The organism is Shewanella sp. c952 (assembly GCF_019654975.1).
GTDB lineage: Bacteria > Pseudomonadota > Gammaproteobacteria > Enterobacterales > Shewanellaceae > Shewanella.
Window position 1 is genome coordinate 1 of the sequence record NZ_BPEW01000027.1, and the last position, 14121, is coordinate 14121.

At 36.4% G+C, this 14121-nt stretch carries 11 protein-coding genes; 4 read left to right on the forward strand and 7 right to left on the reverse strand.

Annotation, left to right across the window (positions count from 1 at the left end; genetic code table 11):
* The 5 genes from K5R16_RS16180 to K5R16_RS16200 form a co-directional block, all read right to left on the reverse strand.
* The coding region (locus tag K5R16_RS16180) for a hypothetical protein (RefSeq protein ID WP_220738574.1) at positions 1 to 590 on the reverse strand (590 nt) is incomplete at its 3' end.
* 12 nt (positions 591 to 602) lie between these two features.
* A complete protein-coding gene (locus tag K5R16_RS16185; RefSeq protein ID WP_220738575.1) occupies positions 603 to 1955 on the reverse strand; it encodes an MvaI/BcnI family restriction endonuclease in 1353 nt (450 codons plus the stop codon).
* 551 nt (positions 1956 to 2506) lie between these two features.
* Complete coding sequence (locus K5R16_RS16190) at positions 2507 to 3148, reverse strand: hypothetical protein (RefSeq protein WP_220738576.1); 642 nt, start codon at positions 3146 to 3148, stop codon at positions 2507 to 2509.
* 1 nt (position 3149) lies between these two features.
* Positions 3150 to 3842 (reverse strand): hypothetical protein, encoded by a 693-nt coding sequence (locus K5R16_RS16195; RefSeq protein WP_220738577.1) that lies wholly within the window; start codon positions 3840 to 3842, stop codon positions 3150 to 3152.
* On the reverse strand, positions 3842 to 6250 hold the full coding sequence (locus K5R16_RS16200) for an ATP-binding protein (RefSeq protein WP_220738578.1): 2409 nt from the start codon (positions 6248 to 6250) through the stop codon (positions 3842 to 3844). Before K5R16_RS16200 ends, K5R16_RS16195 begins: the two co-directional genes overlap by 1 nt.
* 420 nt (positions 6251 to 6670) lie before the next feature.
* Between K5R16_RS16200 and K5R16_RS16205 the strand changes: the two genes are divergently transcribed.
* Positions 6671 to 7084 carry a DUF6884 domain-containing protein gene (locus K5R16_RS16205; RefSeq protein ID WP_259649908.1) on the forward strand — a complete coding sequence of 138 codons (414 nt, stop codon included), beginning with the start codon at positions 6671 to 6673 and terminating at the stop codon, positions 7082 to 7084.
* On the forward strand, positions 7081 to 7734 hold the full coding sequence (locus K5R16_RS16210) for a hypothetical protein (RefSeq protein WP_220738579.1): 654 nt from the start codon (positions 7081 to 7083) through the stop codon (positions 7732 to 7734). The genes K5R16_RS16205 and K5R16_RS16210 overlap by 4 nt, the downstream gene beginning before the upstream one ends.
* Positions 7735 to 7793: 59 nt before the next feature.
* Here K5R16_RS16210 and K5R16_RS16215 read toward each other — a convergent pair whose 3' ends face one another.
* The gene (locus K5R16_RS16215; RefSeq protein WP_220738580.1) at positions 7794 to 8390 is read right to left on the reverse strand and encodes a hypothetical protein; all 597 of its coding nucleotides are present in this window, start codon (positions 8388 to 8390) and stop codon (positions 7794 to 7796) included.
* 261 nt (positions 8391 to 8651) lie between these two features.
* Here K5R16_RS16215 and K5R16_RS16220 point away from each other — a divergent pair, with 261 nt between their 5' ends.
* Both K5R16_RS16220 and K5R16_RS16225 read left to right on the forward strand, forming a co-directional pair.
* Positions 8652 to 10736: a DUF3987 domain-containing protein gene (locus K5R16_RS16220; RefSeq protein WP_220738581.1), complete on the forward strand. Its 2085-nt coding sequence runs from the start codon at positions 8652 to 8654 to the stop codon at positions 10734 to 10736.
* A gap of 238 nt (positions 10737 to 10974) precedes the next feature.
* Positions 10975 to 12414 carry a hypothetical protein gene (locus tag K5R16_RS16225; RefSeq protein WP_220738582.1) on the forward strand — a complete coding sequence of 480 codons (1440 nt, stop codon included), beginning with the start codon at positions 10975 to 10977 and terminating at the stop codon, positions 12412 to 12414.
* Positions 12415 to 12616: 202 nt separating this feature from the next.
* Here K5R16_RS16225 and K5R16_RS16230 read toward each other — a convergent pair whose 3' ends face one another.
* A complete protein-coding gene (locus tag K5R16_RS16230; RefSeq protein ID WP_220738583.1) occupies positions 12617 to 13909 on the reverse strand; it encodes a competence protein CoiA family protein in 1293 nt (430 codons plus the stop codon).
* Positions 13910 to 14121: the final 212 nt, after the last annotated feature.

Sequence of the window (14121 nt, forward strand, 5' to 3'; positions counted from 1 at the left end):
ATAGTGTCTGTAACAGATATCAACTGATACATCAGTATATTTAAAGCTGATGTCCACATCACTGTTCCGTTCGACCAATCTTGTTCATCTCGAAGATAAGCAATACCTACTTTCTCTAAATCGCCATAAGTCGCAGATCCAACTATAAATGCAAATTCAAATTTTTCTAGACCTCTCAGATCATTACTATTATCAAACGTCAATAAGCTTACAAATAGAAAGAAATCTGGTTTTTGGTATCTGTGATTATAAAAAGGTACTGTACAGTCATATCCTCTCTGAGGTTTAAAGTTTCGATCTTTTGTTTTAACATCAACTGTACAGCCCGAGTTATTCAGTACATAATCATACTCCCTACTATGTAACTTTTCTGTATAGGAAATGTTATTATTGTCCATCCAGTATTCGGTCACCACTTCGCCTAGACAACCTTTTAAATCGGCTTCGTCACCCAACCCTGAATTTTCCTTTTCACTTTGCAGTCTTGCCCGTGCTATGGCTTTTTCACGTAATTTAGGAGAAATCCTAACTCTTGTAATTGTACGATCCTTAGGATGTTGCAAATTCCGATTATAACTTTTAGTATCCATAAAATTCTCCTTCTAGTTACTTTCTAAACAATGCTTCACCGGCTTAGGAAATAAGAGAGAAAGGTCTTTCTTGTTCATTTTAAACAAAGGTCCCTTCTCACTAATTTTTGGCTTATTACCACCTTTACGTTTGATAAGATGATCCATAGTTATCGTACCCTCAGCTATTAATGGCATAAGCTGATTAACCATTGGATTTTTAGTGTGAGTAACGGATTTAAGTTTAAAGTACTCATGCCCATCTATTTCAATGCTTTCAGCATCAATCCAAAATGTTTCTTTGTGCTTTTCTAGTAGCCGACTACGCAATATGTCTGCAGGCCAATAAGCCACGTCACCAAACTCATTCTGAAATTCTATTAAGCAATCATTCTTCTCATCATAAATAAATTGTAATCCTTGGCTGTTAGGCTTTTTTGCTGAAATTGTACAATAGAGTTTAAAATCTTCTCCCCTTTGATAACCAAAGGTATCTAAAATTTCGGCACTACTTTTTAAGCGGCTAATTTTCCAATCCGCGACCTGAGCAAATAAGGTAGTTCTACTTCCTCCCCCCCTCCCGGATTTAAGTTCAATACCTTTATAGTCAGGCAATTTGCTACTATTGGGAGGGATACCTAGAGCATCCTCAATTGCCATCCCGATTGCTGTTGATCCTTTAAGTGTGGCTTTTATTAATCCACTTTTAGCAATATCTCTAAGCTTATTAAAAAGTTCGTTTGACACACTTTCATCTTGAGGTAAAAGTTCTTGTAAGTTAGTTAACTCATTACCATTCTCAGCCAATAAAAGAGTACTTAAATTTACCAGTACTAACTGTTCACCAGCAAATATCAATGCAACTTGATCGCCTGCTTTTGCAAACTTTCCAAGACCGCGAAACCACATTCTTGGATCTCCTTGCTTTGTAACTGGTCGATACAAACTAATTAAGGTGTCTTGGCAGCCCTCACTTCCAATAAATAAAGCTGTTTTCATTACTTTATGCTCTTGTCCTTGAGCTTGAGAGTCATAATCATGAAACCCTTCAATTCGAAAGAAATTCCTAACCGGATGAGTTGCATCTAAAATCGACTTATTTAAACCTGTTACAGTAGGTTCAAAAGTAACAAAATCAATCGAATTTGAAACTAATAACGTCTTGTTTTTTTGTATTTTTAGCTCATTAGCCATCAAATTGAAATCTTCATTTTGTGTAATAGGGACTTTATTTATTAACATCCTTGCTAAATCAGCAAAAGTTAGAGCACCATAGAATTTTGCAACAACTAGCTCAGCATCATAACTATGTAGTCCACAATTCACCTGTAGTAGGTCAGACTTGTCCTTAAAAGGTTTCAGCGGTAGGTATGACGACAACTGCATATTAATATTAACCCCTCATATCCGTTAAGATTAAACCAATAAAAACAAGCTTATATCACAAGGTTACTGTAAGCATGCTAAGACAGTCCAGAAGTAAAACTGATTTAATTGAAGCAATGAAGATCTAGTAACTTGGAATGTCCAACCCAACTTCACGATAATAGTTATTATCACTAAGTTGGCAAGCCATTGGTAAACCGTACATTTTATGACTTAAACTGGCTCAGCTTCAATGATAACCATAAGTTACAACCACTTCACGGCAGGCACAAAACTGGCTCAATAGGGTACTTAGGCTAACGCCACTAAATCGCGGTCAACTAAGAGCATTATGATAAGTGACAGATAAGCGAACGAGTATTAGTCATGATACAATTATAATTATTTAGATACACAAAATATACTAAGAAATCAGAATCAATTTAAAGATGAAAAAGTTCCCTAACTGAACCAAACAATTTATCAAATAGTGATAAATTCTAATCAAACGAATATTAAACCTTTTCATTTAGAATAAACATGAGTGAAAACCTATAAAATCTACCGTAACATCAATTTGAAAAGTAACTCATTTGATAGCACACTTGATATATCAAATTAGCTACAGAGCTATTTTTATTTTTAAGTACAGATTCGTTCATTTCTTTATAAAGCATCAACCTTATTTGTGATGACAAATAATAGAACCCTCTGCCTTTCTTATATGTAAATATCACACTATCACTGACACACTTTACAATAACACGCTTAAACTCCTCAAGATCAGCGTCGCTAACGGGCTTGTTTTTCATATTCCGTATAGCTTTAACTTCTTCATCACTAGTAGGGAGATAGCCAAAACCTATAGAATGTTTAATTCTAGAATATTGAAAAGAAGAACTTAATAACTTCGTAGAATTACATGCAAGGGTAAATAGATTTTTGTCATTAAATATTCGCATCCCCTCAGGAGAAACAAATGGCTCATTCGATTCAGACATTATTCCATATAACCTGTCAGCCCTACCATGCCCTAAGAAATATATATTTGCCCCAGATGGTAGTGAACTTATAATCTTAAGAACATCTTCAGGGCTTTCATTCTCAAACGTATAGACAGTAACCAAATCACAACCTATAGCCTCAATTGTGCGGTTATAAATATCACCTAAAAATTTTGTACTGTCATCTAAAGGATGAATGAAATATAGCATCCTACACATCCTGCAAATCAATCATATGTGCCACAGTTTGCTCGACAAGAGAGCTAACAAATTTCTTACCTGTATCAGTTTCTTTATCTACTTCATTACGAATATAATCTATAGTCTTACCATGAAACTGAGGGTATGTGTTATAAAACAACTTATCGCTATGACGGTCTAATTGGTCTAAAAACATTCTTTCAAAATCAAATTCATTTCCAATAGAGTTGCTCATCCTAACTATTGTTTCTATAAGTTTAGGTCGGTCAACTATCGCATCAACTTTTAATGATAAAAGCCTTTGAATATCAGACACCGCAACCTTAGTCAGTGAAGAGACCTCACCAGTATAGAATAGAATTCTTGCCTTTCTAATATTATTCTTATCCTGTTTGGCATGATTGATTAACTTCACTAGCAATTGATACCCATTCAAGTAATCATCAGAAAAATTAAAATCACAGGCAACAATATCAAACTCATAGTCCATATAACCTTGATTTTTTATGTATTCAATTATTACAGGCTCACTCAAATATTGCTTTCCATCTTTAACATTTTCTTTAAAAAAGTCATCTGAACTTACATCTACGACTACGGGATCAATACGTTTACCGTGTCGTTTTAAAGTTCTGTTAATAGAACTAATTTCATCAGAAACATCATTGTCGTCAATAAATAAAACTTTAAATGTATTCTTCATTATTTAAATTCCAACTGAAATGATGCACCTTTAAGCACTTTATTATTACCTACAAATGAGATATTAGCCTTCATTTGCTCCAAGCTTTGTCTTACATGATAAAGTCCGATTCCTGAGCCACCTGAACCAATATTTATTGGTGTATCTCTAGTTCCCAGCTCAAATAATGAATCAGGATTATTAACAAAGCGTTCTGACACACCAACACCATCATCTGAAAATATAACCCTCAACCTATTATTTAGTGTAGATTCGAAGCTTACATTTATCTTTGAAGCTCCCCATTTATCAGAGTTAGACATTAGGTTATCTAATACGACAGTAAGACCAAGCAAATCAATTCTTTTTATAACTGTGTCATGAAAGGCGCCATACTCTACTAGCATCCTACATGTGTAATCATCTGTTTGATCGTTTAAGTACTCCTCGATAAAGCGTGGAATATTAATATCTTGAACATCAGAATTACTATCAAACTCAGCCTTTGTAGCTAGCTGCGTCATCTTTAATGCTTTTTCTGAATTTGCTAATATTTTTGATAACTCAATAATTAGTTGATCTTTCTCTATATTGTCTTCCATGACATCTTCTATTAAGTTTGAAGATATTGTTTTAATTTTTGAATTTGTAAACTTTATAGTGTGTATCAACCCCTCTGCATCTGGACTAAGGTGCTTACGACTTTCAAGTAGATATTGGTTTTTCTCTCTTTCTATAAATAAATCTTCTCGTGCAAGCTCTACTTTTCGCTCAGCGAAATCTCTTTCTTCAATTGCAGCCTCTTTAGCCGCGGACTCACTATCTAAAATTTTCTTTACTATGCCTTTCTCGCTCGGCGATAAATCAGATAGTGTCTTATTCTCAGTTTTCTTAATAAAGTCTTTCTTATAATTATCAAGCTTTCCCTGATTTGTCCTTTTTATATTCTCAATAGCGGTCTGATTAAATTCATGCTCAACTACTTTGAAATTTGATTTCAATAGTTTTTCAAGTACATCTTTAACATTCTGGCTATCTAAAGAACTAGATTTGTATCTATCAGGGTCTCTTTTAACATCATCTAAAGTTACTACCTTTTTAAGCCCTAAGGAATCTATCAACCTATTCCAATTCAACCCGCCTACAACAAAGTTTTCCAACTGTCTCAAAATAAGTATTACAAAGCCATAGGCTTCTTTACCACTAGTTAAAGTGGTCTTTTCGTACTCATCAGATGTAACTAAATCAAGGTAAGCTTCATTGTGAGAAAGCCCCTCTCTACTTGTGATTACTGAAAATAGTTCTTCTTTATCTGAAATATCAATTCTACCGAAAATCTCTCTAGTACCTAAGTTACGGCTGCTACCTTGAGACTTTCTTTGATCCAGAGCCAACCAATCATTTTTTGGATTACCATATGGAGATATTCTAAAACCATTGTAGAACAAAAAAACAGAACCATAATCCACCGAACTTACACCTGTTTTTCTTTTAAAGTAAGCCTTAGAAACAGTATCAAGGTAATGAACGTCCGCCCTAACTCCTTTAAGGTTTTTATACAAATTTTCGGCTTTGTATGAATAAATGACTTCATCTTGGAAAAATAATTTTGTCGATATATACTTCCCTTCATCGTCAATAACAGAAAGTATACGTGTCGTTTTTAAGTTAAGCTTATCAAGAATACTGTTATTTACTTTGCCGCCATTAGCTTTAGGGAGAGCATCAGCTTCATCGTAAACTTTGTTAGATTTAATATATACTTCGAAATCACTATCTAATGAAGGGGAAAATTTTTCCAACTCACTCAATAATTTTTTTAATTTTTTACTTGACCAATTATTTCTTAAGTTTTGAATTTTAAGTACGGTTCCAGTATCAAAATCTTCTACTCCTAACTCTTCTATAAAAGTAGACTTGTCTAGTCTTTCTCCCTTAAGTCTAATTGTTGAAATCTCATCATCTATACTCTTACCTTCAAATAATGACCAATCGATAGGAAGTTTAATAAAGTTACCATCTTTCGATTTCGTATAAAGCAATAGATATTTACCTAACCTGTCACAGCTAAACCTACCTACCCCTTTATTGCCAGCATAACCTTTATTGGTGCCTTTTTTTTCTGAATACGCGATATTAAGCCACTTAGTATTAATATCACTCTCAGACATTCCTTTTCCGTAATCACTAATAATTAATTCAGAAATAATTTCTTTAGTAACTTTTCTTTCAGAACCTAGACTCTCGTCAGAGCCACTTGTAACTTCTTGAACTTTAGTTTGAAAAGAAATATTTACAGATGGAGAACCTGCATCTTTTGCATTTTTAACAAGTTCAATAATTGCAATACTGTCATCATTGATAAGCCCGCGACCCAATATATCTTTCATACCAGCGTTAGTTATAAATTGAGTATCAAATTTATCCATAATAAATCCATCAGCTAAAAAAATTCGGTTATTTCCCCTAGCTTTCCTAGGGATGTTTTTCAACTCTATCATACATTTACATTTGAAAAATAGGGGGGAAGCGGGTTTTGCAATTACGCCCCCCTTACTGCCTTTAAGCAATCTTTGTTGGAGCAGCTGGGATTGCTACCGTCTAACGCTTCTAACTACAAAAAATGTTTAGATCTTTTTCAGACTAAATATATTGGTCACCAGATTAAAGGCCTTAATACACAGCTCCAAAACCATGATAATTGTCATTACCATTAAGTTGGCGCCAATACATGACTAATCCTGTACCTCAGTGCTTGTGATAAGACCACTTTCAACTAAAATTGATGGTTCACCATCTTTTCCAGCCAAAGGTCTTGCTTAACGCACTACAGATTAGAGGTCATCCCAATGAAAAAAATAGTCTTGATTTCATGTGTGAGCAAAAAGGTCGAATATAGAACTACAGCAAGAGATCTCTACATTAGCACTCTTTTCAAACTAAACCTCCGATATGCTGAACAGCTAAGACCTGATAATATTTTTATTCTGTCAGCTAAGTATGGCCTCCTACCGTTAAGCAAAGAAGTTGAACCTTATGAGTTAACACTTAATACAATGAGTTCAAATGACATAAAAACATGGGCAGGTGGAGTATTACAGCAACTCTCAAACAGGTATAAAATGGATGCATGCCATTTCACTTTTTTAGCTGGAGAGAAATACAGGAAGCATTTGATTCCACACACACCACATGCCGATATTCCCCTTCAAGGGCTTCGTATCGGTGAGCAGCTTCAAAAACTAAAAGGCCTAATAGCATGAGTTGTGAATGTGAAGTGCTTCACCGTATAGCAAACAACCTAGAAAGATATTGCTTCCCATGTGATAGTGACAACATTCCCCGTAATGGAGTTTACTTTTTATTTCAAAGAGGCGAGAAATCTCACCAAGCCGATAGAGTTGTGCGGGTTGGTACTCATACTGGCGATAACCAACTGCAATCTAGACTGAAACAGCACTTCAATCAAGAAAATAAAGATAGAAGCATATTTAGAAAAAATATCGGTAGAGCTCTCCTCAGCAAAAGCAATGATACCTTCCTAAAGCATTGGGAACTTGATCTTACTACAAGGAAGGCAAAAGACGAGTACGGCCCTTTGATTGACTTCAACTACCAAAAAGCCATTGAACACCAAGTGAGTCTCTATATAAGAGAGAATTTTACTTTTTCAACATTTCCAATAGCAAGTAAAGAGGAGAGGCTAAATATAGAGTCAAAACTCATTTCAACACTATCGTGGTGCGAGGAGTGTAAACCCTCCTCCGATTGGCTAGGAAACTGCTCACCTAAAAGTAAGATTGTTCAGAGTGGGCTATGGTTGGTAAACGAACTATACAAAACCCCAATGACACCTAGTGAAATCGATAGCCTGTCTGAAAAAATTAAAGGCTGCTCTGCTCACAAAGGTTAGGACACAGCCTCATGATGCCACGGTAATAACGATTACAGTGAAGTTTGTAGTCCAGCACTTTACCAATCCAACTCATTTAAAGATTTAATATCGGATTTGCTTTTCCAATGCGTCTGCATCTTTCTATTCACAAATAAATTGTTGATATCTATATGTCGAAACTCACTTCTTGATTTACTGTCATCTCCACTAACACCCTTGCCATGCTTCGTTGTTACCGTGATGTAACCACAACTATGGAGCTTTCTCAGAGATTTTATCATCGACTCGTTTGTCATGATTATATGATGCTTCTTCAATTCCTCTCGCAGATTTTTAAAAGGCGCTTTACAATCATAAGAAGCACCATGCTTAATATATTCAAAATCAACTTTAGCTTTAGGCTGCTCTGACTTTGCAGTCCAAAAAAAAGCCCCTCCCAGCAGTTTTGTTGTCTCCCAAAGTATCAAGTGAAGATAACAAGCGATTCCGATATCAACTAGCGTCAAGAACGGATTTGAAACTAGATTTATATGGAAATAATCATTATCTGTTCGACTAACCATTTTAGGACTAAAGTCCTCAAATGGGTTTCCATAATTATCACGACTAATCAATTGAAATAATTTTCTTTTATCAGTAGTTGGATTCAACTCTATTACCATATCACGCTCCATCCCTTCTCCAGCTAATCGACTGCAGTCGATTAATCATTGAAAATAACCTTTAAAATACAACGTGTTATAGATACTTTACCACGAGAAAACACAAAATTAAAAATCACCCTTCAAAAAAAACCACTAACACCTTGATTTAATTATCAATATCCGACTTATAAAAAACAAAAACAGATCGTTTTTATCTCCTATTTGAAATATACAGAACTGACATAATTAGCACAACAAACAAGAAGAGATAACAATGAAATGGAGAGAGTTATGAGTTTAGAAACAATATCATACGAACACCGCGGAGTTAAATCCTACCATCATATACCAGTGGATACAAAAGAGATTCACTGCTTTAACATAGCAACTAAAAAAGCGATCGTTGAGTCTTCTCACATGAAGCGTAGAATTATGAAACGCAACAATGAAAACCAAAACCTACACCACTATCTAGACGTGGATAATTTAGAGGACTGTCAGCGATGGCCCGTGACTATAAGCTATGATGGAACCAAAGCGGAACTTGATGACTTCCTAATAACAGCTCCAGTAAAAGCGACCTTAGTTTTGCAAATGAATGAAGAATTATTCTTGATTTATCACCTACTGAATAATTGTTCTAAAGCGGATGCCCAGCTTCTTGCTGAAGCTCTCTCAAAAACTAACGATAAAGTATCTTCAATCTGTGGTTTCACTATCCCAGTTATTGGTAGCAAGCGTTACATTGGAGATAAAGTATTTGAGGTCACAATTATTCAATCTTCCTCTGAAATTATGAGTGCTTCAAAATTTGCAGATTCACTTTGTTTAGATGTGAACCTAAATCCCGCCGAAATCAAAAATAGCTCTACAAATAGACTACCTCTACCTATCGACTCTCTCCCTGAAATGCTAAAAGAGTTTTCAACCAATGCTTCAAATTCTATTGGTTGCGCTATCGACAATATCGTCATTCCAATTCTAGTAATGGTTGCCTCACTGATACATCATAAGCTGCATATCGCTCCAACGAAAAATAGCAATTTCCTCTTGGCAATCAACCTATGGGGTTTAGTTGTAATGGACTCTGGAGGTAAGAAATCACCGCCAATGCGATATATTTTAGACTTTTTAAGCCCACTTACAGCGATGGCCAATGTAGCCCATGAGAAAGAGATAGTTATAAATAAGTCTGCTCAAATAAAAACAAAATTGATGAATAGCGCAATAAATAAAGAAGCTAATAAGCTTTTATCCGAGATGACTTCATTACCCGCTGATTCAGATGAATACAATCAGCTGGATTTTAAAGTTAATCACATATTAAGCAAGATGAAGGACGAGCCAGAAGCTCCTACACTAAGGCGCTTGTCCGCCTCAACATTCACGCATGCAGCCTTTATACAAATGGTTCAACAGCACCCAAATGGTTTCCTGCTCTATCTAGACGAAATTTACTCTTTGGTTAAGAAAGTAAACCAAACTGGTAATGAAGAATTAAAAGGGCTCTTACTACAATTGTTCGATTCTTTTGGGATTTTCGATAGAGATACTAAAACGGGTAAATACAGCAAAACACATGATCGAACTATTTCAATTTTGGGAACATCCCAACCAGATAAACTAAATCCAATCTTGAAGCCGTTAGTAAGCAAAGGGGTGGACAATGATGGGTGGTTTAACCGTTTTCAACTTTTTGTATATGTACCTAACGAACATTGTAGTACAGCGATGCCATGCAAAATGGATGAATCGTTAGAAAAAATATTTCAAGAATTCATAACTAAACTCGATGACTTTAACTTTGGCTTCAAACCAGAACTACCTATGCGCGACAAGGTAGTTTCATTCAGCAAAAAGGCACAAAAAACATACGACAAATGGCTTTCTGAACATAATGAAAATATCGCAGAATTAGAAACATTATCAGGCAATGCTGTGCTAGTTAGTCAACTAAAAAAATATGATGCATTACTACCAAAGCTGGCTGTTTTATTTGAAATTTTTTCCAACTATGAAGATGATCATCAACATGAACCTTTTGACGCCGTCTATACCCCCTCGCTAGAAGCTGCCATAAAATTTATCGCTTATTTACGATCACATGCTCAATTCATTTTCGGAAAGGAAACACGTAGCACTCAAGTCAATGCTGCCACAATTAGCGAAAAGCTACATTTTTTTCGTGCAAAACGCTTTACGACAAATGACATAACCAACAGAGAGTGGGCAGGAATCGGTCGCGACAAGGTTATAGCTTCTGAGGCGCTGCATTATTTGTGGGAAAAAAAGTGGATCAAAAAACTAACATCTAAAACTAATTCAGAAGCTTGGCTGATAAACCCGAAAGTTTTTCAGGAACACACTGAAAAGTAATCATCAATATTTTGAGAAACAACACGCACTACACGCACTTCTGTTGTGCGTGGTTCTTTACACATGTACACCACCAAGTGAAGTGCGTGGTGATATTAAACACAGAGACACCTTTGTGTTACAGCTGAGCAAACAAGTATTTTTGTACTCATTAGCCATAACGTAGCCTGAACATGTATGGAAGTACCTGCTCTAGCTTCGCATTTGAGTACTTTAGCCACTATTAAGGTAATTACAGATGAAAACTCGAACCTGTTCTTCTAATAGCACTGTCACTAAGCCTATTACCTCTGCTACTAAGCTTAGCAAGGCTATGTATCAATTAAGATCTACTAGTAATAAGTATCCCTATTTTTTGATGCCACTTTCCGAACTACCTGATTTAGGGGACAAAGAACTACTTCTAGAATTATCTAGCAAGTACACCAATTTTTATCACTCATCAGGAAAGTTCACAGAACTAAGTGATGAAAGCATATCTAGTTTTGTACAGAATGATGAATACATTAGACACTCTCACAAGTTACTCAGCACCTTACTTGGAGATCCTTCTCAGCACCTAGAAGTTAGTATTGATGATTGCGCCTTTACCTTAGAGTTAAGTCAAAAGGTATGGGATCAAATGGGCGAGCAGAGCTCCAAGAAGCTTAATGGAAAACATACTGAATTAAAGAGTCTGGTAATGGAGGGGGCAAATGGGGAAGCATTTCTAAAGATCTTCCATAAATCGGGAGGAGAACTTGGCCACCTTTATCAATACCATTGGATATATCGTTTTAGTACTGGAGGAGAAATACGCTTCCATTATATGCCTGTGGATGACAGTTCAAGTAGCTGCAATGGAAAGCACAAAAGTAGCGAAACCATTCGCTCATCTAGAATATCATTCCGTCTATCATCACTCGGCATTAACAACCTTAAAATATTCCTTAGCTGGCTTAGAAGCTTATCCAAAGCAGCGTACGATAAAGCGGTTTTTCATGATGACTCAAAAACAAAAGGAACTACTAACGGGGCATACATAACCAGAATAGATTTTGAAGCGAAGTTTTATGGCCTTCCATTTCCTTTTTTAATGCTGAAAGACACTCATCACTCGGTCGAACACTTTGCCATATGTCCAAAAGATTCGAGTAAATCAATGGCTAGCTCAGGCTACTCTGGAGACCACGCTAACAACTCACACTTTATTTCTTATGATCCAGTACTTAAGTTGATCTATGAAGGAATTATTACGCTTGAAGAGGCTGCGTGCTTTGTCGCACTATGCAAGATTGAGCGGCGCTTGCTCCCTAGTAAAAATGGGAATGGTGGCTTACTCGTTACTGCTCTGGATAAAGTTAGCGCTAACTTTGAACGCCTATACATATACTCCCCAAAGGTGTTCAAGCACTTACCAGAGAAGTTAGCAGCTAAGCTTGCACGCTTTAAGTCTGATGCAGTCTGGGACCATTTAGGGAAACGAGAAACTAAGCAGTTAGAAAAAATGCTCAATGATCCTCAATTCAAAATTCCAATCAATGCCGATGAAATGAATTTGAAATGTTACCTGCTGGCTCAACAACTTCAACAAGTCATAATGAAGCCAACCCTGAATACGCACCAAATAGCTAAGGGGAATTTGAAGCCATCTAGAAAGGAGATTATACAGTCGATTAAATCTTGCCAAGATAGTTAATTTCAGCGTTAACTACTTGTGTGCTCAATCAATGACTTGCAATAAATCCCTCTAACTAACAGCTTAATTCATACTCTAGGGTGTGTTTTAAGCAGCCTTTGGAGGCCTGTTTTCTCGTCGTGTGTAGTGATACTGAAGAGCTCAAATATAACAGTTTTCACCGTAGCGAGGACAAATACAGCCCATTTCCGGTTAGTGTACGTTACCGTGAAGTTGGGGTATCAAGTATTTGGCTTAGTTCATCTAAGAGGCAATCTTTGAATGGCCAAGGTATACCTCCTTTCTTACATATCAATCTAAGATCAGGTTCAATTCTACTAAAGTGTCTTCTTATTGAAGCATTGGCGCTAGAGGCTAACAACCATGCTTGGTCTCTTTCTTTTAAAGATACAGCTTTGCTATGAAGCTTAGATTCTAACTGCAGCAACTCTGCAGATTTTTCATCGAGATCCCCTAATTGCTCCTCAACCGAAGCCAACGTTTCTAACTTACTATCTAGCTTATATTCTGCTTCATGTATCTTACTCAACAGAGATTTATGCTTCTCGTATAAGTCTTGAATAAAATCCTGTTCAAGTCGATCAAATTTCGCTTCATTTTGTTCATCAAGTTGCCTTAAGTGCTGATCTTCAAGTTGGTCCATAGTACTTGAGAAGGAAGAGCGGGCAGCTTCTATATTAGCTTGCTGTTCCGATCTGAATTTATCTACTTGAGTTGACACTTCAACCAGTTCATCCGTTACAGCCTTAACCCTCTTCTTGTAATCTGAATACAGATGCTCAAAAGAATCTACATACTCAGTTCTATGTTTAATCTCCCTATCAAGCTGGTCTTGCTCTCGTTGAAGCTGTTTATTTTTATCTATTAATTTCTTAGTGATTGCTCGCTCATGTCCTTGAAATAACTGAGCTATAGCACCAGCAGGTGCCACAGAGATCCAAAGCAGACAAGTTCTTTTGAGGTGACTCTCAATATGCTTATCAGAAATGACGTCTTCAAATAAAGTAAAATCACTAAAATCTATCTCGATGACCGAAGCATTCGCAGCCTTATATTCTGAGGCTTTCAGCCTATCCACCTCATGGGTGACTTTTACTTCAATTAGAATTCGTTCTCCATCACAATACCCCGTTACATCTGGTATGCGCTTTGTTGGCCTTAAACTTTTTTCGAGCTTAACATCATCAAAATTAATAGTGAGAGAGGTAGGGTTGGAGAAGCCTATTGGGACCGTGAGTTTTCTATGTCGGTCCAAGTACTTCTTAACTCTGAGGTGTATCTCACTTTCGCCACTCCATTGGCAATTCTTCTTATCTGATTCTTGGTGGTGTGCAAAATGCCATTGTTTGACCTTGCCCTGCTTTGCGGATAGTCGACCGTGGCAATCTATACAAACACATTCACAACCTAAACCATTTTCAACATCTTCAACTGAAACAAAGTTTCCTTCGTTGTTCAGTGCATATGTCATTTTTACAGCCTGAAACTGACTCATCTCCACATTTTCCCTAATGCTTTGAACATGAATAAATCAGCCCTAAAATTGAGCTTGTAGAGACTTTACCATTTTCCACTCGCTGAACAATCATTTACACACTAGAACAACTGGTTTAACAATTTTACTTCACGAAAACTAACCGTCCAAAAGCACCACTAAAACCGCTCTCAACAACTTGATATAATAGTGTTATCAGCACGAAGCTCTTC